Origin of the sequence: Streptomyces yaizuensis (genome assembly GCF_034961445.1) — a bacterium.
In the GTDB taxonomy this organism is placed as follows: Bacteria; Actinomycetota; Actinomycetes; order Streptomycetales; family Streptomycetaceae; genus Streptomyces; species Streptomyces yaizuensis.
Map to the genome: position 1 here is coordinate 258,675 of NZ_BSBI01000002.1, position 25,589 is coordinate 284,263.

A 25,589-nucleotide genomic window follows, 5' to 3' on the forward strand; every position below is an offset into this window, starting at 1 on the left:
GCCCGCCCCGGCGCCGGACCCGTCCCACCGGGCATCCGCCGCGCCCCGGGAACCGCACCTCCGCCGCGCCGTCCGCCCGTTCCCCGTGGCCGCCGTCCCCGTACCCCCTCACCCCCTCGCCTTTCACCCCCCTCACCCCCTCGCCTTCCGCCGCTCCCGCCTCCCGTGCGGGCAAGGCACCCCCGACGCGTACCCACCCGTGTCCGGACCCCGGGCCACCCCGGGCGCCGGAGCACCAGAAAGGCACGCCATGACACGCAGAACCGTGCGGATCGCCATGAACGGCGTCACCGGCCGCATGGGTTACCGCCAGCACCTCGTACGCTCCCTGCTCGCCCTGCGCGAGGAGGGCGGTCTCGACCTCGGCGACGGCGACACGCTGTGGCCGGAACCGGTCCTCGTCGGCCGCCGGCCCGCCGCGCTGCGCGCCATCGCCGAACGCCACGGCCTCACGCACTGGACCACCGATCTCGACGGCCTGCTCGCCGCCCGGGGCGACGACGCCGTCGAGATCTACTTCGACGCCCAGACCACCACGGCCCGGGCCGCCGCCGTCCGCCGCGCCATCGCCGCCGGGAAACACGTCTACACCGAGAAACCGACCGCCGGGGACCTGGCGGACGCCCTGGACCTGGCCCGCCGCGCCGACGCCGCCGGCATACGGCACGGCGTGGTGCAGGACAAGCTCTTCCTCCCCGGGCTGCGCAAGCTGAAGCGGCTGCTCGACGGGGACTTCTTCGGCCGGATCCTGTCCGTGCGGGGCGAGTTCGGGTACTGGGTCTTCGAGGGCGACTGGCAGCGCGCCCAGCGCCCGTCCTGGAACTACCGGGCCGCCGACGGCGGCGGCATCACTGTCGACATGTTCCCCCACTGGGACTATCTCCTCCGTGAGCTGTTCGGCGGCGTCACCAGCGTGTACGCGCAGACCGCCAGCCATGTGCCGCGCCGCTGGGACGAGCGGGGCGAGCCGTACGACGCCACCGCCGACGACGCCGTCTACGCCGTCTTCCAGCTCCCCGGGGGCGCGGTGGCGCAGATCAACTCGTCCTGGACGGTCCGCGTGATGCGGGACGAACTGGTCGAGTTCCAGGTCGACGGCGTGCAGGGCTCCGCCGTCGCCGGGCTGCGCCGCTGCCGTGCGCAGCACCGTGCCGTCACACCCCGGCCGGTGTGGAATCCCGACCTCTGTGCCACCGAGCCGTTCCGCGAGCAGTGGCAGGAGGTCCCCGACAACGACGACGACATCGACGCCAACGGCTTCAAGGCGCAGTGGGAGCTGTTCCTGCGCCATGTCGCCCTCGGCGAGCCCTACCGCTGGGACCTGCTGGCGGGCGCGCGCGGGGTGCAACTCGCCGAGTTGGGGCTGCGGTCCGCCCGCGAGGGCCGCCGGGTCGAGGTGCCGGAGCTGACGCTGTGACCATCCGGCTCCCGGGCGCCGACGGGACCCTCCGCGACCACACCCCGTGCGCCGAACCGCTGCTGCCGGCCCCGGGGCCGGCCCCCTCCTCCCGTACCCTCTTCGCCGCCGTGCACGTCGTCGCGGACCCCCTCGCGGAGCCGGGCGACCCCCGCGACCCCGCCGCCCGGGCCGTTCTGGACTGGGACGCCACCCTCGCCGTCCGCCACCGGCTCTGGGCGCACGGTCTCGCGGTCGCGGAGGCCATGGACACCGCGCAGCGCGGCACGGGCCTGGACTGGGGCACCGCCGCCGAGCTGATCCGGCGTTCCGCCGCCGAGGCGCGCGCGGTCGGCGGCGCCCTGGTCTGCGGGGTGGGCACGGACCAGCTGCCGGAGCGCCCGGTGAACCGGGGCACCGGGGCGCTCGCCGCCGTCCGCCGTGCCTACGCCGCACAGCTCGAACTGGCCGAGGCGGCCGGTGCCCGGCCGGTTCTGATGGCGTCCCGCGCGCTGGCCGCCGCCGCCCGGGGCCCGGACGACTATCTCGACGTCTACGGCGGGCTGCTGCGGCAGTCGGCGGGGCCGGTGGTGCTGCACTGGCTGGGGCCGATGTTCGATCCGGCGCTCGACGGGTATTGGGGCAGCGCGGATCTCGACCGGGCCACCGCGACCCTTCTCGACCTGGTCGCCGCCCACCCCGGCCGGGTCGACGGCGTCAAGGTCTCCCTCCTGGACGCGGAGCGCGAGAGGGACCTGCGGCGGCGGCTGCCCGCCGGTGTGCGGTGCTACACCGGCGACGACTTCCACTACCCGGAGCTGATCGCCGGGGACGAACACGGTTTCAGCCATGCCCTGCTGGGCATTTTGGATCCTCTCGGACCCCTGGTCGCCGACGCCGCGCGCGCCGCTCTCGACCGGGGGGACCCGGCGGGGTTCCGGGCCCGGCTGGAACCGACCGTACCGCTCGCCCGGCATCTGTTCGGCCCGCCGACCCGCCACTACAAGACGGGCCTGGTCCTGCTCGCCTGGCTGGCCGGTCACCAGCGGCACTTCGCGATGGTCGGCGGGCTCCACTCCGCCCGCTCCCTGCCCCACCTCGCCCGCGCCTACGAACTCGCCGACGGGCTGGGGCTGTTCCCCGACCCCGCGCTGGCCGAGTCCCGGATGCGGACCCTGCTCACCCTGTACGGAGTCGGCGCATGATCACACCCGCTGAAGGACTGGAACGGCTCAGCGTCAATCAGATGACCGTGCGCGGGCTGTCGCTGCCCGAGCTGGCCGACGGCTGTGCGCGGCTGGGGATCCCCGGTGTGGGGCTGTGGCGCGAACCGGTGCGCGCGTACGGGGTGAAGGCGACCGCCGCGCTGCTGCGGCGGACGGGTCTCACCGTCACCAGCCTCTGCCGGGGCGGTTTCCTCACCGCCCGGGACGCGGCCGGGCGGGCGCGGGCGCTCGACGACAACCGTGCCGCCATCGACGAGGCCGCCGAGCTGGGCACCGACACCCTGGTCCTGGTCTGCGGCGGGCTGCCGCCGGGCGACCGGGACCTCGCCGGGGCGCGGCAGCGGATCGCCGACGCGCTCGGCGTGCTCGTCCCGTACGCGGTCGAGCGGGGGGTGCGGCCCGCCGTCGAGCCCCTGCATCCGATGTACGCGGCCGACCGCTGCGTGGTCTCCACCCTCGGCCAGGCGCTCGCGCTCGCGGAGGCGTTCCCGGCGGGCCGGGTGGGGGTGGTGGTCGACACGTACCACGTCTGGTGGGACGACACGGCGCCCGCCGCGCTCGCCCGTGCGGGGGCGGCGGGGCGGCTCGCCGCTTTCCAGCTGGCCGACTGGGTCACTCCGCTGCCGGAGGGTGTGCTCGTGGGGCGGGGGCAGCTCGGTGACGGGTCGGTCGATCTGCGCCGCTGGCGGGAGCGGATGGACGCGGCGGGGTACGGCGGGCCGGTGGAGGTGGAGCTGTTCAACGGGAGGCTGTGGGCCAGGGACGGGGCCCAGGTGCTGGCCGAGACCGCCGCCCGGTACCGGCAGCACGTGCTCTGACCCGGGTGCCCGGGCACACCGGAGACCCTGCCCGAAACACCGTCCGAAACGCCGTCCGAAACCCGTCCGAAACCGCGCCCGAAACCGCGTCAAAAAAAATTTACCGGCCGTGACATAGGAACCGGGGCTCCGCACCGTCTGAGGTGTGTACGGGTTCACGCCGGTGTGGCGCACCGCCGCCCCGGCGCACGGCACGTTCGAAGGACATCGGCCCCCGAGGGGGAGGACCGGACAGTGGAGATGAGCGCGGAGGCGGAGTTCCGGGCATTCATGGCCAGCCGGTGGCCACGGATGTTACGGACCGCCCGGCTGCTGACGGGGAACCATCACGACGCGGAGGACCTGGTGCAGTCGGCTCTGGTCAAGGCCTATGTGAAGTGGGAGCGGGTGCGGCGGGCCGACGAGCCCGACGCGTACGTCTGGCGGATCATGATCAATGCCAACACGGACCGGGTGCGGCTGCTGCGCGTCCGGGAGTGGCTCACCACCCGGGTCCCGGAATGCCCTGTTCCGGACCGTGCCGACGACATCGCCGAGCGCGGGGCGCTGACGGAGGCGCTGAGCCGGCTGCCCGCCCGGCAGCGGGCCGTGATCGTGCTGCGGTACCTGGAGGACCGCAGCGAGTCCGAGGTGGCCGACATCCTCGGCACCCATGTCGGCACCGTCCGCAGCCATGCCGCCCGTGCCCTGTACCGGCTCCGGGAACAGCCCGGGGTCCTCGCGGAGTGGGCGGGCCTTCCCGACGCGGCCCGCACGGGGGTCGGGCCGCGCCCCGAGGAGGCCCGCTCATGACCGCTCAACAGGACGCCGGGGGTCCCCGGCACGGCGGTACCGGAAACCTCAACGGCACCGTCGTGAGCCGGGCCAGGCTCGCCCCGGATCTGGAGGACGCCCTGCGGGCCGCGCTGCTCCGCGAGGCGAGCGCCCTGCCCACCGGTCCGCCGCCCGTGCACCAGGTGATCGCGCGCGGCCGGCGCATCCGTGACCGCCGGTGGTTTCGGAGGCGGTCGTTCCTGGTGGTGGCGGCGGTGACGTGCGTGGCGCTGGGGGTGTGGGCGCGGCCGGTTCCGGAGCAGGTGGGGACGGGGGCGTCCCCGATGACGGCCAGTCCCGGCGCCGACGCCCTCGACACCTGGGAGCTGTCCCCGGAGGTCACGGAGCGGATGGGGGTGGAGCCGCACGTGGCGGTGCCGATCGGCCGGGGCGCCACGGTCACCCTGGCCGCCGGGGACGCCCCGCGGTACACCCTCGACGAGGGCTCCGGTGAACAGCTGAGCTGTGCCCGGTGCGTGGCGGCGAACTCCCTGGACTTCGGTGTGGCGTCGCCGTCGGGGCTCCTCAGCGGCGCCTTCCGGCTGGCGCGCCAGCCCGACCGGGTCGTGGTGCGGTTCCAGGGGGAGGAGCGGCGGGTGGGGGTCGTCCGGCTGAAGGGCACCTATCCGGGGTGGGGTTTCATCCATCTCTTCCTCGAACTGCCGCCGGTCGCCGCCCGGGTCGAGGTCGTGGCGTACGGGAAGAGCGGCCGGGTCCTCGCCAGCCTGGCGGGTACGGCCGGCGCGGCGGGCATGGAGCGCGCGGTGGGCCGGGACCTGCGCCAGCGGGTGTAGGCACGCAGGCCATCACCGGAACGAGTGAATGTGCGCGGGAACGTGTGCGGGAACGCGTCCAGGGGTGGAGGCACGCATGGACGCACGCATGGACGGACGCGCGCATGGAGGAACGGGTGTACGGGCGGGGGCCGGCACCCGGCGGGCAACCATCGCGTACGCGGTGGAGTCCCTACAGACGGCGGGGATCCCGGGGGAAACGGTTCGGGGGGATCGGAGAGACCCGCAGGGGGAGAGAGGGGCCCGGACAGCTGGTCCGGGTCGCCTCGATCCTCCCCTCCCGACGGCCCGCGAGACCGTGTTGACCTGCGAGGCAGCAGAGTTGTCCACAGGCCGCGCGGGATGTCCGAGCGCGGGGGTAGCGTCGGGGCATGTCCAATCTGGCAGTGCTCGAAGGCGTCCTGGAGCGCATCACCTACGCCAATGAGGAGAACGGCTGGACGGTGGCCCGCGTCGACACCGGCCGGGGCTCCGGAGATCTCCTCACGGTCGTCGGTTCGCTGCTCGGTGCCCAGGTCGGGGAGTCCCTGCGGATGGAGGGCCGCTGGGGCTCCCACGCGCAGTACGGCAAGCAGTTCACCGTGGAGAACTACACGACGGTGCTCCCCGCCACCGTGCAGGGCATCCGCCGCTATCTGGGCTCGGGCCTGATCAAGGGCATCGGGCCGCGGATCGCCGAGCGGATCGTGGACCACTTCGGCGCGGACACCCTGGACGTCATCGAGCGGGAGCCCAAGCGGCTGGTCGAGGTGCCCGGCCTCGGCCCCAAGCGGACCCGGCTGATCGGGGCGGCCTGGGAGGAGCAGAAGGCCATCAAGGAGGTCATGGTCTTCCTCCAGGGCGTCGGCGTCTCCACCTCGATCGCGGTGCGCATCTACAAGAAGTACGCGGACGCCTCGATCTCCGTGGTGCGGAATCAGCCCTACCGGCTGGCGGCCGACGTCTGGGGCATCGGCTTCCTCACCGCCGACCGGATCGCGCAGGCGGTCGGCATCCCGCACGACAGCCCGGAGCGGGTCAAGGCGGGCCTCCAGTACGCCCTGTCGCAATCCACCGACCAGGGCCACTGCTTCCTGCCGGAGGAGCGTCTGATCGCGGACGCCGTGAAGCTGCTCCAGGTCGACACCGGCCTGGTCATCGACTGCCTCGGCGAGCTGGCGGCGGACGAGGAGGGGGTGGTCAGGGAGCAGGTCCCCGCGCCCGACGGCGGCGATCCCCTGACGGCGGTCTATCTGGTGCCCTTCCACCGGGCCGAGCTGTCGCTCTCGGCCCAGGTGCTGCGGCTGCTGCGGGCCGGCGAGGACCGGATGCCGGCCTTCCAGGACGTCGACTGGGACCGGGCGCTGGAGTGGCTGGCCCGGCGCACCGGGGCCGAGCTGGCCCCGGAGCAGCAGGCCGCCGTGCGGCTCGCCCTCACCAGCAGGGTGGCGGTGCTCACCGGCGGACCGGGGTGCGGCAAGTCCTTCACCGTCCGCTCGGTGGTCGAGCTGGCCCGCGCCAAGAAGGCGAAGGTGGTGCTCGCGGCGCCCACCGGGCGGGCGGCCAAGCGGCTGGCGGAGCTGACCGGGGCCGAGGCGTCCACGGTCCACCGGCTGCTGGAGCTGAAGCCGGGCGGCGACGCAGCCTTCGACCGCGACCGCCCGCTCGACGCCGACCTGGTGGTGGTGGACGAGGCGTCGATGCTCGATCTGCTGCTCGCCAACAAGCTGGTCAAGGCGGTTGCCCCCGGGGCCCATCTGGTGCTCGTGGGCGATGTGGACCAGCTGCCGAGCGTGGGCGCCGGCGAGGTGCTGCGGGATCTGCTGGCGGGGGACGGACCGGTGCCCCGGGTGCGGCTCACGCGGATCTTCCGGCAGGCCCAGCAGTCGGGGGTGGTCACCAACGCCCACCGGATCAACTCCGGCGTGCCGCCGCTGACCACGGGCCTGACCGACTTCTTCCTCTTCGCCGAGGAGGAGACGGAGGACGCCGGGCGGCTCACCGTCGACGTGGCGGCGCGAAGGATCCCGGCCAAGTTCGGGCTCGACCCCCGGCGGGATGTTCAGGTTCTGGCCCCTATGCACCGGGGTCCCGCAGGCGCCGGTGTCCTCAATGGCCTGCTTCAGCAGGCGATTACCCCCGCCCGCCCCGATGTGGCCGAGAAGCGCTTCGGCGGACGGATTTTCCGGGTCGGCGACAAAGTCACCCAGATCCGTAACAACTACGAGAAGGGGGCCAATGGCGTCTTCAACGGCACGGTCGGCGTGGTCACCTCGCTCCAGGTGGAGGAGCAGCGGCTGACGGTGCGCACCGACGAGGACGAGGAGGTGCCGTACGACTTCGACGAACTGGACGAACTGGCCCACGCCTACGCCGTCACCATCCACCGTTCCCAGGGCAGCGAGTATCCGGCCGTGGTGATCCCCGTCACCACCGGGGCCTGGATGATGCTCCAGCGCAATCTGCTCTACACGGCCGTGACCCGGGCCAGGAAGCTGGTGGTCCTGGTGGGCTCCCGGAAGGCGATAGGGCAGGCGGTACGGACGGTTTCCGCAGGCAGACGCTTCACGGGGCTCGACCACCGGCTGTCGCGCGGCTGACGGCGGCGCTGCGCCGGGCGGGGGAAGCCCCCGGGTGCCGGGGTGGGAAATGCCACCCCGACTTCCGGAATCAGGGCGAACGGGGCAGGATGAGCAGGTTGGCGGCACTCAGTGCCGCCAAAGGGCCCAACGGTCGACCCCGAGTGCACTCTGCTGGGCCAAATGGGGGATGGTAGAGACAGTCAGGGCACCTCGAAGAAGAGGCACTACGTCGGTGAGGGATGACGTGAGCGACAACTCTGTAGTACTGCGGTACGCGGACGGTGAATACACCTACCCGGTGGTCGAGAGCACCGTCGGTGACAAGGGCTTCGACATCGGGAAGCTCCGGGCGCAGACCGGGCTGGTGACCCTGGACAGCGGCTACGGCAATACGGCCGCGTACAAATCCGCGATCACCTACCTCGACGGCGAGCAGGGGATCCTGCGCTACCGCGGCTACCCGATCGAGCAGCTGGCCGAGCACTCCAGCTTCATCGAGGTGGCCTACCTCCTCATCAACGGCGAGCTGCCGACGGTGGACGAGCTGGCGGCGTTCAAGGGCGAGATCACCCAGCACACGCTGCTGCACGAGGACGTCAAGCGGTTCTTCGACGGCTTCCCGCGCGACGCCCACCCGATGGCCATGCTCTCCTCGGTCGTCAGCGCGCTGTCGACCTTCTACCAGGACAGCCACAACCCGTTCGACGAGAAGCAGCGCCACCTCTCCACGATCCGGCTGCTGGCCAAGCTGCCGACGATCGCGGCGTACGCCTACAAGAAGTCGATCGGCCACCCCTTCGTCTACCCGCGCAACGACCTGGGTTACGTGGAGAACTTCCTGCGGATGACGTTCTCCGTCCCCGCGCAGGAGTACGAGCCGGACCCGGTCGTCGTGGCCGCGCTGGACAAGCTGCTGATCCTGCACGCGGACCACGAGCAGAACTGTTCGACGTCCACGGTCCGCCTGGTCGGCTCCTCCCAGGCCAACATGTTCGCCTCGATCTCCGCCGGCATCTCCGCGCTGTGGGGCCCGCTGCACGGCGGCGCCAACCAGTCGGTGCTGGAGATGCTGGAGGGCATCCAGGCCAGCGGTGGCGACGTCGACACCTTCATCCGCAAGGTGAAGAACAAGGAGGACGGCGTCCGGCTGATGGGCTTCGGCCACCGCGTCTACAAGAACTTCGACCCCCGGGCGAAGATCATCAAGGCGGCGGCGCACGATGTCCTCTCGGCCCTCGGCAAGTCCGACGAGCTGCTGGACATCGCCCTGAAGCTGGAGGAGCACGCGCTCTCCGACGACTACTTCGTCGAGCGCAAGCTCTACCCGAACGTCGACTTCTACACCGGTCTCATCTACCGGGCCATGGGCTTCCCGACCGAGATGTTCACCGTGCTCTTCGCGCTCGGCCGGCTGCCCGGCTGGATCGCCCAGTGGCACGAGATGATCAAGGAGCCGGGTTCCCGCATCGGCCGTCCCCGCCAGATCTACACCGGCGTGGTCGAGCGCGACTTCGTCCCGGTCGAGGGCCGCTGAGCCGCACCGCGCACTGAAGGGCCGTCCGTACGCCGCTGTGGCGGCCGGGCGGCCCTTCGGCCTTCCCGGGAGGCCGGGTGGCCCCGTTCCGCGCCTCCTGGGGGCCCTGCGGCCCCGCAGCGGACGAAAGCGCCCCGCCGCCGATCCCCCCACGGGTCGACGAACGGGGCGCTTCCCATATCCCCGGAGCGGATTCCCCCCACGGGATCCGGCCGGGCGTCTGGGCGCGGACACTTCCGCGCGCGGTCTGCCGGGGTACGTACGCACGGGAGGGCCGCTCAAAGCTCCCCGGGCACGTGCCCCGGCCAACGCTTGCCTTCTGGGATGTCCCCCAAGACGTCCCACGAACGTCCCCCAAGACGTTCTCGGCATCGCCCACATAGACTCACGAAGAGCCTCGATGGTTACCCCCAAATATCTGTGATCTAGGTCTCTTTGTGAAGGTCTTGTGCGTCACATGTAGTCGACCAAGGCGTCACAAATCTGTCTCATCCGGTTCGCAAAGATGGGCGAATTGACAGCCGGATGTTTCGTAAACACGGCTCTGACCAGCGCAAACGCATCAGTGGCCGGAAGTTCGCCGGATCGGCCGGATCGGCGCAAAAGAATTCTGCCGCCGGGTCCGAAGGCCGCCCGGGAGCCGTCCGGGCCGCCCCGAATCGCCCGGGAAGTGCCCTGGGGGCGAGGGCGCGGCGGGCGGGGGCGAGTGCCGGGGCCGGGTGCCGGAATCGTCCAATGGCGGCCGGAATTGTTCCGGAAAGCCTGCCGGGCCGTACCGGGCCAGTCGGTGCTGGCGCGGTACGGCCCGGCGGCCGGTGGACCGGGGGAAGGGTCAGGCGACCTGGCCCACCAGCTCGTACCCCGCCTCGTCCACGGCGTCGCGCACGGCGGCCTCGTCCAGCGGGGCCGCCGAGACGACGGTCACCCGGCCGGTCGCGGCGACGGCGGTCACGGAGGAGACGCCGTCGAGGGCGGAGACCTCGGCCGAGATCGCGCCCTCGCAGTGGCCGCAGGTCATCCCGGAGACCTCGTAGACAGTGGTGACGCCCTCGGCCGCCTCCGGGGCCGAGCCCGTGCCGCAGGCGTGGCCGCCGCAGCAGCCGCCGCCGGAGGAGTCGGCGGGGGAGTCCGTGGCGGCGGCCTCGGTGATCTCGATCTCGGTCTTCGCGGACATGTCGGTCTCCTCGTGGGGTGGTCGGGCGCACGCGGGGCGGCGCACGATGACGGTCGTCCGGGTCCCCGGTCTCCCGGGCCCCCTCCGATGCTCACCCTACAATACCCCTAGGGGGTATGGCGAGTCCCTGGGGTGGGTCATGGGGCGAGTCTCCGCTCCGCCCGGGATGTGCGAACGCGCGGCCCCGCACCCGGATCGGGGTACGGGAGCCGCGCGTCCGCGCGGACCGGTTCAGGCCCTCCTGCCCCGCCTGCCGGGCCGGTTGGCCACCCAGTGGTGAATGGTCTCCGCGTACCAGAACGGCCGGCCGCCCTCCACCAGATCGGGCGGCGGGAGCAGACCGTGCTTGCGGTAGGTCCGGACGGTGTCGGGCTGCACCCGGATGTGGGCGGCGATGTCCTTGTACGACCAGAGCATGTGGTTCGTCATCGGTGTTGCACCCTCCCTGCGCGCGCGACAGTGGCGGCCGGGGGACCGTCGAGCGCCTGGCGCGCGAACGCTGACGATCACAGAGCCTGCGCCCGGAAGGCGCCCCGCGTGGAGGGGGATGACAAGGATGTCGAACGTCTGTGACGGAAGACCTGCGCAATGAAGACACGTGTGATGAGCGGGCGACAATTCACTCGGACGGCGGTTGCCTCCGGACGCCGGCCCGCACGCCGTCCCGGACGCCGGCCCGGATGCCAGCCCGCACATCGCCCCGGACGCCGCCCGTGCATCGCCCCGGACGCCGCCCGTGCATCGCCCCGGACGCCGCCCGGGCGTCGCCCGGGCGTCGCCCCGCCGCGCGCCCCGTGTCCCCGTGCCGTCCGTCAGGCGCCGCAGGAGCGCAGGAAGCGCCGGGTCCGCCGGGCGATCGGCAGGGGCCGGTCCGGCGGGCAGGGGTACATGTCCTGTTCCACGATGGCGAAGAGATCCACGTCCAGGGCGCGCGCCGCCGCGAGCACCGGCTCCAGGGCGGGCACCCCGTTCGGCGGCTCGCACATCACCCCGCGCGCGACGGCGGGCCCGAAGGGCAGGTCCTCGGCGACGACCCCGGCCAGGATCTCCGGATCCACCTGCTTGAGATGGAGATAGCCGATCCGCTCGCCGTACGTCTCGATCAGCCGGACGCTGTCGCCGCCGCAGTAGGCGTAGTGACCGGTGTCCAGACAGAGTTGGACCGCGTCGGGGTCGGTGGCGTCCAGGAAGCGGCTGACGTTCTCCTCGGTGTCGATGTGCGTGTCCGCGTGCGGATGGACGACGATCCGCAGCCCGTACCGCTCCCGCACCTCGCGCCCCAGCCGCTCGGTCTGGGTGGCCAGATCCCGCCACTGCCGGGCCGTCAGGGTGCCGCTCTCCAGCACCTGTCCGGTCTTGTCGTCCCGCCAGAAGGACGGGATCACCACCAGGTGCTCCGCCCCCATCGCCCGGGTCAGCGCCGCGATGTCCGCGACATGGGCCCATGTCCTGTCCCAGACGGCGGGCCCGTGGTGCAGGCCGGTGAAGACCGTGCCGGCCGAGACCCTCAGCCCCCGCCGGGCGGTCTCGTCCGCCAGTCGCGCCGGGTCGGTGGGGAGATAGCCGTACGGGCCCAGCTCGATCCACGCGTAACCGGCCTCCGCGACCTCGTCGAGGAAGCGTTCCCAGGGGACCTGGAGCGGGTCGTCGGGGAACCACACCCCCCAGGAGTCGGGGGCCGAACCGACCCGGATGCGCGACGGGGAGGGGACGGAGGACGTCATGGGGGAGAGCTTTCCGGCCATCTCCGAGGGGTGTCAAGATAAGGTCCGAATGTCAGGACAAAATGTTGACAGCGCTCCGTTCCGAGGACTAGACCTGGAGGGACCGGGTGGCGCAGGGGCCGGGCGGAGCATCGAAGGGGCGCAGATGACACAGGCGTACGACCCGCAGCCGTACGACGCGCCCGCGCACGGCCGGCAGGACACGCCCGCGCCCGACGCCCGTGACCCGCACGGCCCGCACGGCCCGCATGACCCGCATGACCCGCATGACCCGCATGACCCGCACGATGCTTACGACGTGATCGCGATGGGCCGGATCGGCGTCGACCTCTATCCGCTGCGCACCGGCGTCCCGCTCGCCCGGGTCGACGTCTTCGGGAAGTTCCTGGGCGGCTCGGCCGCCAATGTCGCCGTCGCCGCCGCCCGGCTCGGCCGCCGCACGGCCCTCGTCACCCGCACCGGCGCCGACGCCTTCGGCGACTATCTCCACGAGGCCCTGCGCGACTTCGGGGTCGACGACCGCTGGGTCAGCCCGGTGCCCGCGTACCCGACCCCCGTCACCTTCTGCGAGATCTTCCCCCCGGACGACTTCCCGCTCTGGTTCTACCGCCGGCCCAAGGCCCCCGACCTGGAGATCCACCGGGACGAGCTGGACCTCGCGGCGATCCGCGCCGCCCGGATCCTCTGGATCACCGGCACCGGGCTCTGCGCCGAACCGAGCAGGGACGCCACGCTGGCCGCCCTCGCCCACCGCGACCGCGCCGGGACGACCGTCTTCGACCTCGACTGGCGGCCGATGTTCTGGGACGACCCCGAGGCCGCCCGCCCGCACTACCGCCGGGCGCTCGCCCACGCCACCGTCGCCGTCGGCAACGTCGCCGAGTGCGAGATCGCCACCGGGGAGAGCGAACCGGAGGCTGCGGCCCGCGCGTTGCTCGCCGCCGGGGTCGAACTCGCCGTGGTCAAGAAGGGCCCCGACGGCGTTCTCGCCCTGCACCGCGACGGCACCCGGGCCGACGTGCCGCCCGTCCCCGTCGACGTGGTCAACGGCCTCGGCGCCGGGGACGCGTTCGGCGGCGCCCTCTGCCACGGGCTGCTCGCCGGCTGGGACCCGGAGCGGATCGTGCGGTACGCCAACGCGGCCGGCGCGATCGTCGCCGCCCGGCTGGCCTGTTCCAGCGCGATGCCCTACCCGGACGAGGTCGAACAGGTCCTCGCGGGCGGGCCCGTACCCCCGTCCCCCACTCCGCCGCCGGAGGTGGTCCCCGGCACCGGCACTCCGCTCGGGAGAGGCACCCCGCCCGGGGCCGGCGCCTCCTCCGGGACCGGCACCCGGCCTGGGACCGCCACCCCGCCGTCCGCCACGGCCGTCCGGCCCGGGGCCCCGGCCGCCGTCCCCGGGGAGCCGTCGTGACCCGCGTGGACATCAGCGAACTGGTCGGCATCCGCACCCGCCACCCCGAGGCCGTCGCCGAGGCCGCAGCCCGCCGCCGCAGGCGCCCCGCGCTCATCGGCGCGAGCGGTCGGCTGATGATCGTCGCCGCCGATCACCCGGCCCGGGGCGCCCTCGCCGTCGGCGACCGCAGGCTCGCTATGGCCAACCGCCTCGACCTGCTGGAACGGCTCTGCCTCGCCCTCTCGCGCCCCGGCGTCGACGGAGTGCTCGCCACCGCCGACATCCTGGACGACCTGCTGCTCCTGGGCGCACTGGACGACCGGATCGTCGTCGGGTCGATGAACCGGGGCGGCCTCGCGGGCGCCTCCTTCGAACTGGACGACCGCTTCACCGGACACCGCCCCCAGGACCTCGCCCGCCTCGGCTTCGACGCCGGCAAGCTGCTGCTGCGGATCGACTACGCGGACCAGGGCTCCGTGGAGACCCTGCACTCGACCGCCCGCGCCGTGGACGAGATGGCGGAGCGCCGGCTGCCCGTCTTCGTCGAACCGTTCATCTGCCACCGCGTCGACGGGCAACTGCGCACCGACCTGAGCGCCGAGGCCGTCACCCGGTCCATCGCCATCGCCTCCGGGCTCGCCGGGACTTCCGCATACACCTGGCTGAAAGTACCCGTCACCGAGAACCCCGCCGACATGGCGGCCGTGATGGAGACGTCCACGCTGCCCGCCGTCATCCTCGGCGGGGAGATCGGCGACGACCAGGACGGGGCGTACGAGAAGTGGCGCGGCGCGCTGCGGCTGCCGACCGTCCAGGGGCTCGTCGTGGGCCGGTCGCTGCTCTATCCGGCCGACGGGGACGTGGCGGGGGCGGTCGACACGGCGGTGGGGCTGCTCTGACCCGTACGCACCCCCGCGCGGGGTACGGACACGGCGGATGCGGCGGACGGGACGGACGCGAGGGACACGGCGGGTCGGCTGGGCCGGGTGGGTCAGCCGGACCGGAGGGAACAGCAGGAGACAGGGACAAGGGGTAGAGAGCAGGCATGAGCCACCAGCACACGCGCGGACCGGCGGACGGCGGCGACCGGTACCTCCCCGCGGGCAGCGCCGCCGACGGCCCCTACGCGCTCCGCGTCGACCCGGAGCGGGCTGGCTGGATCCATTCGTCCCTGCGTGTCCTGGAACTGGCCCCCGGCGCCTCGCACACCCTGGACACCGGCGAGAGCGAGTGGATCGTGCTGCCCCTGAGTGGTGGTTGCACCGTCCGGGTGGACGACACTGTGTTCCAACTCCTGGGCAGGGAGAGCGTCTTCAGCGGAGTGACCGACTTCGCCTATCTGCCGCGCACCGCCCAGGCCCAGATCACCTCCGGCGCGGGAGGCCGCTTCGCCCTGGCAGGAGCGAAGTGCGGGCGACGACTCCCCGCCCGCTACGGCCCCGCGCCGGAGGTACCGGTCGAGCTGCGCGGCTCGGGCGCCTGCTCCCGGCAGGTCAACAACTTCGCCGCCGCCGACACCTTCGACTGCGACCGGCTGATCGCCGTCGAGGTGCTCACGCCCGGCGGCAACTGGTCCTCGTACCCGCCGCACAAGCACGACGAGCACCGGCCCGGCAGCGAATCGGTCCTGGAGGAGATCTACTACTTCGAGGTCGAGGGGGACGGCGTCGGCTACCAGCGGGTCTCCCCGTCCCGGGACGGCGGCACCGACGTCCTCGCCGAAGTGCGCGGCGGGGACACCGTGCTCATCCCCGACGGCTGGCACGGCCCGTCGATCGCCGCGCCCGGGCGCACCCTGTACTACCTCAATGTGATGGCGGGTCCTGGGGAGCACCGCGAGTGGCTGATCAGCGACCATCCGGATCACGCCTGGATCCGGGGGACCTGGCCGGATCAGGCCGTCGACCCGCGGCTGCCGCTCTACCTCCCACCGGAGCCGGGTGCTGGCAGCTCCGGTTCCGGCAGCCCCGGGTCCGGGAACACCGCTGCCGGGAACACGGCTTCCGACGCCGCCGGCCGGGGCACCGGGTCCGGCCCGGACGTCCGCCACCGGGAAGAGCCCACGACGACGGAGAAGGGCCGATGACGACCGAGTCCACCCCGACGACCGGATCCGTGACGGCGACCACGCCCCCGGCGACCACCGCGCCCCCGACGGCAACCGCGCCCCCGACCGCGACCGGGTCTCCGACCGCGACCGGGGGGTCTCCGCGCCCCGGCGCCGCCCGGCGTCTCACCGTCGCCCAGGCCCTGATCGCCTTCCTCAGCCGCCAGTACACCGAGCGCGACGGCCGCCGCCACCGTCTGATCAGTGCCACCTGGGGCATTTTCGGCCATGGCAATGTCGCCGGCCTCGGCCAGGCGCTGCTGGAGTCCGGCACCGGACCGGACGCGGACATGCCGTACCTCCAGGGCCGCAACGAACAGGCCATGGTGCACGCCGCCGTCGGCTACGCCCGCCAGTCCCGCCGGCTCTCCGCCCACGCCGTCACCACCTCCATCGGCCCCGGCGCCACCAACCTGGTCACCGGCGCCGCCCTCGCGACGATCAACCGGCTCCCGGTGCTGCTGCTCCCCGGCGACGTCTTCGCCACCCGCCCCGCCGACCCGGTGCTCCAGCAGCTCGAAGTCCCCTGGGCTGGCGATGTGTCCGTCAACGACACCCTGCGGCCCGTCTCCCGCTACTTCGACCGGATCACCCGGCCCGAGGCGCTGATCCCGGCCGCGCTCCAGGCCGCGCGGACCCTCGCCGACCCCGCCGACACCGGTGCCGTCACCCTCGCCCTGCCGCAGGACGTCCAGGCGGAGGCGTACGACTGGCCGGAGGAGTTCTTCGCCGAGCGGATCTGGCGGGTGGCCAGGCCCCGGCCCGACGCCGACGCGCTGGCGGCCGCCCGGCGGGCCCTCGCGGCCGCCCGCAGGCCGCTGCTCGTCGCGGGCGGCGGCGTCCACTACAGCGAGGCCGAGGACGCGCTGCGCGCCTTCGCCGACGCGAGCGGCATCCCGGTGGCCTCCACCCAGGCCGGGAAGGGCTCGCTCCCGTACGACCACCCCTGCGACGTCGGCGGCGTCGGCCACACCGGCACCGCGACCGCCGACGAACTCGCCCGCGGCGCGGATCTGGTGATCGGTGTCGGCACCCGCTGGTCCGACTTCACCACCGCGTCCGCCACCCTCTTCCAGAACCCGGACGTCCGCTTCCTCAACATCAACATCACCGGCTTCGACGCGCACAAGATGGCCGGGCTCTCCGTCACCGGCGACGCCCGCGCCGTCCTGGAGGAGCTGACCGCGCCCACGGCCGCCCCCGCCTCCGACCCCGCCTCCGACTCCTCCGCCGGCCCCGCTGCCGCCGATCCCGGCCCTGCTGCCGCTGCCGCCGCCGGGCCGGTCGCCGTGGCCCCCGCGTACACCGCCGCCTACCGGGCCGCCAAGGACGCCTGGGAACGCCGGGTGTCCGCCGCGTACGAGGCGCCCGACCCCGCTGCCCGGCCCACCCAGAGCCAGCTGCTGGGCGCCCTGGACGCCCTCGTCACCGGCGACGACGTGGTGATCAACGCGGCCGGTTCGCTCCCCGGCGACCTGCACAAGCTGTGGCGGGCCCGCTCGGCGGACCAGTACCACGTCGAGTACGGCTACTCCTGCATGGGTTACGAGATCCCCGCCGCCATCGGCGTCGCCCTCGCCGCGCCCGGCCGGCCCGTCTGGGCGCTCGTCGGCGACGGCACCTATCTGATGAACCCCACCGAGATCGTCACCGCCGTCCAGGAGAACGTCCCCATCAAGGTGGTGATCGTGCAGAACCACGGCTACGCGTCCATCGGCGGCCTCTCCGAGGCGGTCGGCGGCGAGCGGTTCGGCACCGCCTACCGGTATCGCGCCCCGGACGGCACCTACACCGGCGCCCCGCTGCCGGTGGACCTCGCGGCCAACGCCGCCGCGCTCGGGCTGCGGGTCCTGCGCGCCACCACCGTGGGCGAGCTGCGCGAGGCCCTGGCGCAGGCGCGCGTGTCCGAGGTCCCCACAGGTGTCTACGTGGAGACCGCGACGCCCGACACTGTGTCGGGCCCGCCCCCGGCCCAGGCGTGGTGGGATGTTCCCGTGGCGGCGACCGCGACCCGGCCGGCGGCGGTCGGTGCCCGGGAGGAGTACGAACGCCGGCTCACGGCCCGCCGCCGTCACCTCTGAAACAGCCGCCCCGCCGCCGTCACCTCTGAAACAGCCGCCCCGCTCTGGAATAGCCGCCCCGCCGTCGTCACCTCTGAAGCAGCCGTCCCGGCCCGGCACCTCTGAATCAGCCGTCCCCGGACCGACACCGGCCGTCCGCCCCGGCACCCCCGAAGGAGCCTTTCGTCATGACCAAGACCGTCACCAGGACCGTCAACCACTGGATCGGTGGCAGGACCGTCGAGGGCGGGTCCGGGAACTGGGGCCCGGTCACCGACCCGGCGACCGGCGCGGTCACCACCCGTGTCGCGCTGGCCTCGGCTGACGAGGTCGCGGCGGCCGTCGCGGCGGCGAAGGAGGCGTACGCCGACTGGGGCACGTCCTCGCTCGCCCGGCGCACCGCGATCCTCTTCCGCTACCGCGCGCTGCTCGACGCCCGCCGGGACGACCTGGCGGCCCTCATCACCGCCGAGCATGGCAAGGTCCACTCGGACGCGCTGGGCGAGGTCGCCCGGGGGCTGGAGATCGTGGAACTGGCCTGCGGGATCACCACCCAGCTCAAGGGCGAGCTGTCCACGCAGGTCGCGAGCCGGGTCGACGTCGCGGCGATCCGCCAGCCGCTGGGGGTCGTCGCGGGCATCACCCCGTTCAACTTCCCCGCGATGGTGCCGATGTGGATGTTCCCGCTGGCCATCGCCTGCGGCAACACCTTCGTCCTCAAGCCCAGCGAGAAGGACCCGTCGGCGGCGAACTTCCTGGCGGAGCTGGCGGCGGAGGCCGGGCTGCCGGACGGGGTCCTCAACGTCGTCCACGGCGACAAGGTCGCGGTCGACGCGCTGCTCACCCACCCGGACGTCGCCGCCGTCTCCTTCGTGGGCTCCACCCCGATCGCCCGCTACATCCACGCCACCGCCTCCGCCCACGGCAAGCGGGTCCAGGCGCTGGGCGGGGCGAAGAACCACATGCTGGTCCTGCCCGACGCCGATCTCGACGCGGCGGCGGACGCGGCCGTCTCGGCGGCGTACGGATCGGCCGGCGAGCGGTGCATGGCGATCTCGGCGGTGGTGGCCGTCGGCGCCATCGGCGACGCGCTGGTGGAGAAGATCCGGGAGCGCGCCGAGAAGATCAGGATCGGTCCGGGCGACGACCCGGCCTCCGAGATGGGGCCGCTGATCACCCGCGCCCACCGGGACAAGGTGGCCTCGTACGTCAGCGGCGCCGCGGCCCAGGGCGCCGAGGTGGTGCTCGACGGCACCGGCCTCACCGTCGACGGGTACGAGGACGGCCACTGGATCGGCATCTCGCTGCTGGACCGGGTCGCCACCGACTCCGACGCCTACCGGGACGAGATCTTCGGGCCGGTGCTGTGCGTGCTGCGCGCGGAGAACTACGAGGAGGGCCTGGCGCTGATCAACGGCTCGCCCTTCGGCAACGGCACGGCGATCTTCACCCGGGACGGCGGCGCGGCCCGGCGCTTCCAGCTGGAGGTCCAGGCGGGGATGGTCGGCGTGAACGTGCCGATCCCGGTCCCGGTCGGCTACCACTCCTTCGGTGGCTGGAAGGACTCGCTCTTCGGCGACCACCACATCTACGGGAACGACGGGGTCCACTTCTACACCCGGGGCAAGGTCGTCACCACCCGCTGGCCCGACCCGTCGGAGCCGCACAGCGGGGTCGACCTGGGCTTCCCCCGTAACCACTGACCGAGGGACCGCGCGGTCCGGGAGCGGGGCCCGGCACCGAGGTGCCGGGCCCTTCCCGGTGCGGCTACGCGCCCTTGTCCTCGGCGAGGGTGTGCGCGACCAGCGCGTTGGCGTGGCCGTGGCCGAGACCGTGCTCGGTCTTCAGCCAGCCGACCAGTTCCATGTGCCGGGTGAGCGGGGAGGAACGGATCAGTTCCTTCCACTCCGCCACCGGCCGCCCGTATTTCGCCTCGATGGCGGGAAAGTAGCTCGCCGGGCCCTTGGCCTGTTCCGTCATGACGGATGTCCCCTCGTACGGCGCCGGTGGCGCTGGTGGTACTCGTCTGCGTACGGGGATTCTCACCGCGACCATGATCACGAGGCAAGGGCGGCGGAGCGCGCCGAGGGCGGTGGCGGACCCCGGGGGCGGCGGCGCACGGCGAAGCGCCCCCGGGCGCGGTGGCACCGCCACACCCGGGGGCACGCTGGGGGAACGACCTAGAAGAGCGAGTAGAGCAGCTTGTTCGGCGAGCCGGTGCCCGGGTTGATGACCTTGTTGTTGGTCGCGTTGTTCACGATGGCGTCCCGGACCTGGGCGGGTGTCACGCCCGGGTTGGCCGCCAGATGGAGCGCGGCGACACCGGCCACGTGCGGGGCCGCCATGGACGTGCCGGAGATGGTGTTGGTGGCGGTGTCGTTCGTGGACCACGCCGACGTGACGGACACGCCCGGCGCGAAGATGTCCAGGCAGGTACCGAAGTTGGAGAAGGAGGCCCGGCGGTCGGTGCGGTCCGTGGCGCCGACGGTGATCGCGTTCGGGACCCGGGCGGGGGACACGGTGCAGGCGTTCACGGGCTGCCCGAAGATGTTGCCGTTGCCCGCGGCGATCGCGTAGCTGACACCGGAGGCGATGGAGTTCGTCACCGCGTTGTCGAGGGTGGTGTTGGCGCCGCCGCCCAGGCTCATATTGGCCACGGCCGGTTTGCGCGCGTTGGCGGTCACCCAGTCGACGCCCGCGATGACACCCGCGTTGGTCCCGGAGCCCTGGCAGTTGAGCACGCGGACGGCGATCAGATTGACGGCCTTGGCCACGCCCCAGGTGGTGCCGCCGACGGTGCCGGCGACATGCGTGCCGTGGCCGTGGCAGTCCTGACCGTTCTGGCCGCCGCCGACGGTGTCGGTGCCGACACTGGCCCGGCCGCCGAAGTCGCTGTGGCTGGTGCGGATGCCGGTGTCGATGATGTAGGCGTTCACACCGGCCGCGGTGGTGTTGTACGTGTACGTGGTCGACAGCGGCAGGTCCCGCTGGTCGATCCGGTCGATGCCCCAGGTCGCGTTGGCCTGGGTCGCGTTGAGCCGGACCTTCGCGTCCTGCTCCACATAGGCGACCCGGGGGTCGGCGGCCAGTTCGGCGGCGCGGGCGGCGGACATCTTCGCGGCGAAGCCCTTGACCGCGCTGCGGTAGGTGTACTTCGGGGTGACCCCCAGGTCGGCGGCGCGGGTGGAGCCGCTCCTCAGGACCACGATCCAGCTGTCGGGCACGGCGGTCGACGCGGGGGCCAGCCGCAGATCCCCGGCGGCCGGCTCCGGCGCCGTCGCGGCCTGCGCGGCGGGGGAGAGCGCGAACTGGAGACCTGCGGTGAGGGCGACCACGGGCAGCAGCGCGCCCAGGCGTCGGGCGGTTCTTCTCATCTCGTGCACCTGACCTCTCGTTGACCGGATCACGGGCGAGTGCGGGTGTGCGGATGCGCTGAGGTGCGGATGGGGCGGTGGGGCGGTGACGCGGGGGTGCGCGTCAGCCGGCGTACCGGACCGCTGACGTATCGCGGGCGTACCGGCGTACTGGACCACCGGCGTACTGGACCACCGACGTAACGGACCACCGGCATTCCGGACCGTCGGCGTACCGGCGTACCGGCGTACCGGCGTACCGGCGTACCGGTGTACCGGCACACGGATCCGGGTGTGCGGGGTGTGCCGGAGTGCGTGGGTTCCCGGGCACGCCGGGGTGCGGGGTGCCGGTGTGACCGGGCGCGACGAACACTGTCCCCTGACATGTCTCATGACACAAGACTCGGGCTCCGGACTTCGCGGTCCCGGGGTCGCCTTGACCGATTCCCGGCCCCGGGGGCGGGGCCGGTGCCGCTCGGGTACGGACGTTTCCGGCCACCCGGACCCGGGATCCGCCTCCCCGCCTCCCCCCCCATACGGCCGGGCCCGGTCCGATTCCGCGCCGCCGTACCCTGCCGTACCCCACGCGAGTCCGTCCGGGTTCATACAAGATCGTCCTGGTGCGTCCGGCCCCGGAGCAGGCCCGCACCCGTGGCGGCCGGGCCCCACAGCCGGGCCGCTTAAGGTGGCCATCATGCAGATCCGAATCCCCCGGCCCCGCCGCCGGGGCCGATGGCTCGCGGGCGCCGCCGCCCTCGCCGTCCTCGCCGGAGCGGGCACCTGGACCGCTGTCGCCGACGACGACGCCCCCGCGGTGCACCGCGAGGACCGGGTGCACCGGATGCCGGGCGCGGGCATCGACACCTCGTACTTCACCGCCGGGGACGCGGACCGCCGCCGCCCCGCCGTCCTGCTCGGGCACGGCTTCGGCGGCAGCAAGGACGACGTCCGCGCCCAGGCCGAGCAGCTGGCCCGGGACGGCTACGCCGTACTGACCTGGTCCGCCCGGGGCTTCGGCGCCTCCACCGGCCGGATCGGGCTCAACGACCCCGCGCACGAGGTGAAGGACGTCACCCGGCTGATCGACTGGCTGGCGAAGCGCCCCGAGGTACGGCTGGATTCCGCCGGCGACCCCCGGGTCGGCATGGCCGGCGCCTCCTACGGCGGGGCCGTCGCCCTGCTCGCCGCCGGCCACGACCGGCGGGTCGACGCCATCGCGCCCTCGATGACGTACTGGAACCTCGCGGACGCCCTCTTCCCCGAAGGCGTCTTCAAGAAGCTCTGGGCGGGCATCTTCTTCACCTCCGGGTCCGCCGGACCGGCCGGCCCCCGCGCCGCCGCCGACCCGGCGGAGCGGCCCCCCGCGACCGCCGGCACCCCCGCCGCGACCCCCTCCGACAGCGCGGGATGCGGCCGGTTCACCGCCGAGCTGTGCGCCATGTACGAACGCGTCGCCGTGGCCGGAAAGCCCGACGCCACCGCCCGTACCCTGCTGGAGGCGCGCAGCCCCGTCGCCGTCGGCGCCCGGATCGACGTACCCGCCCTCATCGTCCAGGGCCAGTCCGACTCGCTCTTCCCGCTCTCCCACGCCGACGCCATGGCCCAGCGGATCAAGGCCAACGGCGCCCCCGTCGCCGTCGACTGGATCTCCGGCGGCCACGACGGCGGCGACACCGAGGACGCGCGGATCGAGGGCCGCGTCACCGCCTGGTTCGACCGCCACCTCAAGGGCGACGAGAGCGCCGGCACCGGGCCCGCCTTCCGCGTCAGCCGCACCGGAGGCGTCGACTCCAGCGACGGCCGCGCGGTGCTGCGCGGCGCGCACGGCGACACGTACCCGGGTCTGCACCACGGGGCCGTGCGGGTGCCGCTCACCGCCGGTGAGCAGAGCTTCTCCAACCCGGCCGGCGCGAACCCGCCCGCGATCTCCTCCGTCCCCGGCGTCAGCGGCGCCCTGGGACAGTTCTCCTCCTTCGGGGTCGGCATCGCGACCGACTTCCCCGGGCAGCACGCCCGTTTCGACTCCCGGCCGTTCGACCGCACCCTGCGGATCACCGGCTCGCCGAGGGTCCGGGTCAAGGTCGCGTCCTCCACCGGCGAGGCCGTGCTCTTCGGCAAGGTGTACGACGTGGGCCCCGACGGCCGCTCGCGGGTGCTGCCCGCCCAGCTCGTCGCCCCCGTCCGGATCACCGGCATCCGGGAGGCCCGCGAGGTGACCCTGACGCTGCCCGCGATCGACCACCGGGTCGACGCCGGACACCGGCTGCGGCTGGTGTTCTCCGCGACGGATCTCGGCCACGCCTCCCCGGCGGCCCCCGCCCGCTACACCGTCGGCCTGGCCGGCGCGGGCGAACTCGCCGTGCCCACGGCCGCCGCCGTGCGCACCCAGGACTCGGGCATGCCCTGGTGGACGTGGGCCCTGCCGGTCGGCGGCGTGGCCGTCTCGGGCGCCCTCCTCCTCATCGGCCGCCGCCGGGCCGCCGCCCCCGCGCCCGACCCCGAGCGCGCCGACGTCCCTCTGGAGATCACCGGCCTGACCAAGCGGTACGCGAAGGCCGGCGACCGCTACGCCGTCCGGGACCTCTCCTTCCGGGTGGAGAAGGGGCAGGTCCTCGGGCTGCTCGGCCCCAACGGCGCGGGCAAGACGACCACCCTGCGGATGCTCATGGGCCTGATCCGGCCCGACGATGGCGAGATCCGGGTCTTCGGCCACGCGATCCGGCCGGGCGCGCCCGTCCTCTCCCGTGTCGGCGCCTTCGTCGAGGGGGCCGGTTTCCTGCCCCACCTGTCCGGCCGGCAGAACCTGGAACTGTACTGGCAGGCCACCGGGCGGCCCGCCGAGGACGCCCATGTCGAGGAGGCCCTGGAGATAGCCGGCCTCGGCGAGGCCCTGGCCCGCGCGGTGCGCACGTACTCCCAGGGCATGCGGCAGCGGCTCGCGATCGCGCAGGCCATGCTCGGCCTGCCCGACCTGCTGATCCTGGACGAGCCGACCAACGGACTCGACCCGCCGCAGATCCGGGAGATGCGGGACGTGATGATCCGGTACGCGGCGGACGGCCGCACCGTGATCGTCTCCAGCCACCTCCTCTCCGAGGTGGAACAGTCCTGCACCCATCTGGTCGTCATGGACCGGGGCCGGCTGGTCCAGGCCGGGCCGGTCGCCGAGATCACCGGCGAGAGCGACACCGTGCTGGTCACCCTCTCCGCCCCGGTCTCGGAACCGCTGGCCGACAAGATCTCCGCCCTCCCCGGGGTCGCGTCGGCCCTGCGGACCGACGACGGGCTCCTCGTCCGGCTCGACGGGGCCACCACGACCGCGCTCATCGGCGAACTCGTCCGGCTGGACGTGCCGCTGACCGGCGTCGGCCCGCACCGCCGGCTCGAAGACGCCTTCCTCACCCTGATCGGAGGTCCCGCGTGAGCACCCTGACCGAATCCGCCCCCGGCTACCGCGCCCGGCGCACCCTGCCGCTGCGCGTGGAGGCGGTACGGCAGCTGGGGCGGCGGCGGACGATGGTGATGGCCGCGATCCTGGCGGCGCTGCCGCTGGTGCTCATCGCGGCCTTCGCGATCGGCGGCGGCCCGGACGGGAACGGTCCCGACGACCGGATCACCCTGATGGACACCGCCACCGCCTCCGGCGTCAACTTCGCCGCCACCTGCCTCTTCGTCTCGGCGGGCTTTCTGCTGGTGGTGCCGGTGGCCCTGTTCCACGGGGACACCGTCGCCTCCGAGGCCAACTGGTCCTCGCTGCGCTATCTGCTGGCGGCGCCGGTGCCGCGCCACCGCCTGCTCTGGTCCAAGCTGGTCGTGGCGCTGGGCTTCAGCGCGGCGGCGATGGTGATGCTGCCGCTGGTCGCGCTGGCGGCCGGTACGGTCGCGTACGGCTGGGGGCCGCTGGAGCTGCCCACCGGGGGCTCCCTCTCCGCCGCCACCACCCTGCCCAGGCTGGCCCTGGCCGTGCTCTACATCTTCGTCTCCCAGCTGACCACGGCGGGCCTCGCCTTCTGGCTCTCCACGCGGACCGACGCCCCGCTGGGCGCGGTCGGCGGGGCGGTCGGGCTGACGATCGTGGGCAATGTGCTGGACGCGGTGACCGCCCTCGGGGACTGGCGCGAGGTGCTGCCCACGCACTGGCAGTTCGACTGGATCGACGCGCTCCAGCCCCGGCCGGAGTGGAGCGGCATGGTGCAGGGGTCGGCCGTGTCCGTCACGTACGCGGTGATCCTCTTCGCGCTGGCGTTCCGCCATTTCTCCCGCAAGGACATCGTGTCCTGAGCCGGCGGAGCCGGCACCCTGGCAGGGCGTGAACGGGGCGGGAACGGGGCGCGGACGGGGCACGGATGGGGCACGGATGGGCGCGGACGGGGCGTGGACTTCGGTCCGCGCCCCGTTCTCTCTTCAGTCCTGTGCCGGCTTGTCCTGTGCCACGGTCTTCGAAAGCTCTCCGTGCCGCCGCGCAGACGCCAAGTGGCCACCGTTCACGGTCCGTTGAGGGGCCTTCACCGTACCCGTCCGGCGGACATGGGAATCCTCTCCTCTTCGGGCCGCGCGTCCCTCCCGGCCTCCGGTGCCGCAGTTTCTGCGGCGGCTCCGCCCTCCGGCGGAGCTTTCTCCGGGCGGGTGGGCC

At 73.3% G+C, this 25,589-nt stretch carries 19 protein-coding genes; 14 read left to right on the forward strand and 5 right to left on the reverse strand.

The features are described 5' to 3' along the window. Positions 1-250: 250 nt before the first annotated feature. From SYYSPA8_RS05020 to SYYSPA8_RS05050, 7 genes are all read left to right on the forward strand, one after another. The gene (locus SYYSPA8_RS05020) at positions 251-1,417 is read left to right on the forward strand and encodes a Gfo/Idh/MocA family protein (protein WP_323445720.1); all 1,167 of its coding nucleotides are present in this window, start codon (positions 251-253) and stop codon (positions 1,415-1,417) included. Beyond that, on the forward strand, positions 1,414-2,601 hold the full coding sequence (locus SYYSPA8_RS05025; RefSeq protein WP_323445721.1) for a DUF993 family protein: 1,188 nt from the start codon (positions 1,414-1,416) through the stop codon (positions 2,599-2,601). The genes SYYSPA8_RS05020 and SYYSPA8_RS05025 overlap by 4 nt, the downstream gene beginning before the upstream one ends. Further along, positions 2,598-3,440, forward strand: a complete 843-nt coding sequence (locus SYYSPA8_RS05030; RefSeq protein ID WP_323445722.1) for a sugar phosphate isomerase/epimerase family protein — start codon at positions 2,598-2,600, stop codon at positions 3,438-3,440. Before SYYSPA8_RS05025 ends, SYYSPA8_RS05030 begins: the two co-directional genes overlap by 4 nt. Positions 3,441-3,674: 234 nt before the next feature. Next, the gene (locus SYYSPA8_RS05035) at positions 3,675-4,232 is read left to right on the forward strand and encodes a SigE family RNA polymerase sigma factor (RefSeq protein WP_323445723.1); all 558 of its coding nucleotides are present in this window, start codon (positions 3,675-3,677) and stop codon (positions 4,230-4,232) included. Further along, entirely contained in the window at positions 4,229-5,047 is an 819-nt protein-coding gene (locus SYYSPA8_RS05040; RefSeq protein WP_323445724.1) for a hypothetical protein, read from the forward strand. The genes SYYSPA8_RS05035 and SYYSPA8_RS05040 overlap by 4 nt, the downstream gene beginning before the upstream one ends. 371 nt (positions 5,048-5,418) lie before the next feature. Beyond that, positions 5,419-7,626 (forward strand): SF1B family DNA helicase RecD2, encoded by a 2,208-nt coding sequence (gene recD2 / locus SYYSPA8_RS05045; RefSeq protein ID WP_323445725.1) that lies wholly within the window; start codon positions 5,419-5,421, stop codon positions 7,624-7,626. A 226-nt stretch (positions 7,627-7,852) separates the two neighbouring features. Further along, positions 7,853-9,142, forward strand: a complete 1,290-nt coding sequence (locus SYYSPA8_RS05050; RefSeq protein ID WP_323445726.1) for a citrate synthase — start codon at positions 7,853-7,855, stop codon at positions 9,140-9,142. A gap of 832 nt (positions 9,143-9,974) precedes the next feature. Here the strand turns inward: SYYSPA8_RS05050 and SYYSPA8_RS05055 are convergent. From SYYSPA8_RS05055 to SYYSPA8_RS05065, 3 genes are all read right to left on the reverse strand, one after another. Further along, on the reverse strand, positions 9,975-10,316 hold the full coding sequence (locus SYYSPA8_RS05055) for a heavy-metal-associated domain-containing protein (protein WP_323445727.1): 342 nt from the start codon (positions 10,314-10,316) through the stop codon (positions 9,975-9,977). 231 nt (positions 10,317-10,547) lie between these two features. Continuing rightward, the gene (locus SYYSPA8_RS05060; protein ID WP_323445728.1) at positions 10,548-10,745 is read right to left on the reverse strand and encodes a helix-turn-helix transcriptional regulator; all 198 of its coding nucleotides are present in this window, start codon (positions 10,743-10,745) and stop codon (positions 10,548-10,550) included. Between the two features lie 383 nt (positions 10,746-11,128). Next, complete coding sequence (locus tag SYYSPA8_RS05065) at positions 11,129-12,040, reverse strand: sugar phosphate isomerase/epimerase family protein (protein ID WP_323445729.1); 912 nt, start codon at positions 12,038-12,040, stop codon at positions 11,129-11,131. 307 nt (positions 12,041-12,347) lie between these two features. Between SYYSPA8_RS05065 and iolC the strand changes: the two genes are divergently transcribed. From iolC to SYYSPA8_RS05090, 5 genes are all read left to right on the forward strand, one after another. Next, a complete protein-coding gene (gene iolC / locus SYYSPA8_RS05070) occupies positions 12,348-13,454 on the forward strand; it encodes a 5-dehydro-2-deoxygluconokinase (protein ID WP_323446307.1) in 1,107 nt (368 codons plus the stop codon). Beyond that, entirely contained in the window at positions 13,451-14,335 is an 885-nt protein-coding gene (locus SYYSPA8_RS05075; protein WP_323445730.1) for a Cgl0159 family (beta/alpha)8-fold protein, read from the forward strand. The genes iolC and SYYSPA8_RS05075 overlap by 4 nt, the downstream gene beginning before the upstream one ends. Before the next feature lie 146 nt (positions 14,336-14,481). Then, entirely contained in the window at positions 14,482-15,522 is a 1,041-nt protein-coding gene (gene iolB / locus SYYSPA8_RS05080) for a 5-deoxy-glucuronate isomerase (RefSeq protein WP_323445731.1), read from the forward strand. Next, the gene (locus SYYSPA8_RS05085; protein ID WP_323445732.1) at positions 15,519-17,624 is read left to right on the forward strand and encodes a 3D-(3,5/4)-trihydroxycyclohexane-1,2-dione acylhydrolase (decyclizing); all 2,106 of its coding nucleotides are present in this window, start codon (positions 15,519-15,521) and stop codon (positions 17,622-17,624) included. The genes iolB and SYYSPA8_RS05085 overlap by 4 nt, the downstream gene beginning before the upstream one ends. A 167-nt stretch (positions 17,625-17,791) precedes the next feature. Next, positions 17,792-19,306 (forward strand): CoA-acylating methylmalonate-semialdehyde dehydrogenase, encoded by a 1,515-nt coding sequence (locus SYYSPA8_RS05090; protein WP_323445733.1) that lies wholly within the window; start codon positions 17,792-17,794, stop codon positions 19,304-19,306. A 64-nt stretch (positions 19,307-19,370) separates the two neighbouring features. Here SYYSPA8_RS05090 and SYYSPA8_RS05095 read toward each other — a convergent pair whose 3' ends face one another. Together SYYSPA8_RS05095 and SYYSPA8_RS05100 are read right to left on the reverse strand one after the other, a co-directional pair. Next, positions 19,371-19,583 (reverse strand): DUF4287 domain-containing protein, encoded by a 213-nt coding sequence (locus SYYSPA8_RS05095; protein WP_323445734.1) that lies wholly within the window; start codon positions 19,581-19,583, stop codon positions 19,371-19,373. A gap of 200 nt (positions 19,584-19,783) precedes the next feature. After that, the gene (locus SYYSPA8_RS05100) at positions 19,784-20,986 is read right to left on the reverse strand and encodes a S8 family peptidase (RefSeq protein WP_407705899.1); all 1,203 of its coding nucleotides are present in this window, start codon (positions 20,984-20,986) and stop codon (positions 19,784-19,786) included. Between the two features lie 664 nt (positions 20,987-21,650). On the opposite strand from SYYSPA8_RS05100, the gene SYYSPA8_RS05105 reads away from it, so the two are divergent. Together SYYSPA8_RS05105 and SYYSPA8_RS05110 are read left to right on the forward strand one after the other, a co-directional pair. Then, positions 21,651-24,380, forward strand: a complete 2,730-nt coding sequence (locus tag SYYSPA8_RS05105) for a CocE/NonD family hydrolase (protein WP_323445736.1) — start codon at positions 21,651-21,653, stop codon at positions 24,378-24,380. Beyond that, positions 24,377-25,237 carry an ABC transporter permease gene (locus SYYSPA8_RS05110; RefSeq protein ID WP_323445737.1) on the forward strand — a complete coding sequence of 287 codons (861 nt, stop codon included), beginning with the start codon at positions 24,377-24,379 and terminating at the stop codon, positions 25,235-25,237. Before SYYSPA8_RS05105 ends, SYYSPA8_RS05110 begins: the two co-directional genes overlap by 4 nt. Positions 25,238-25,589: the final 352 nt, after the last annotated feature.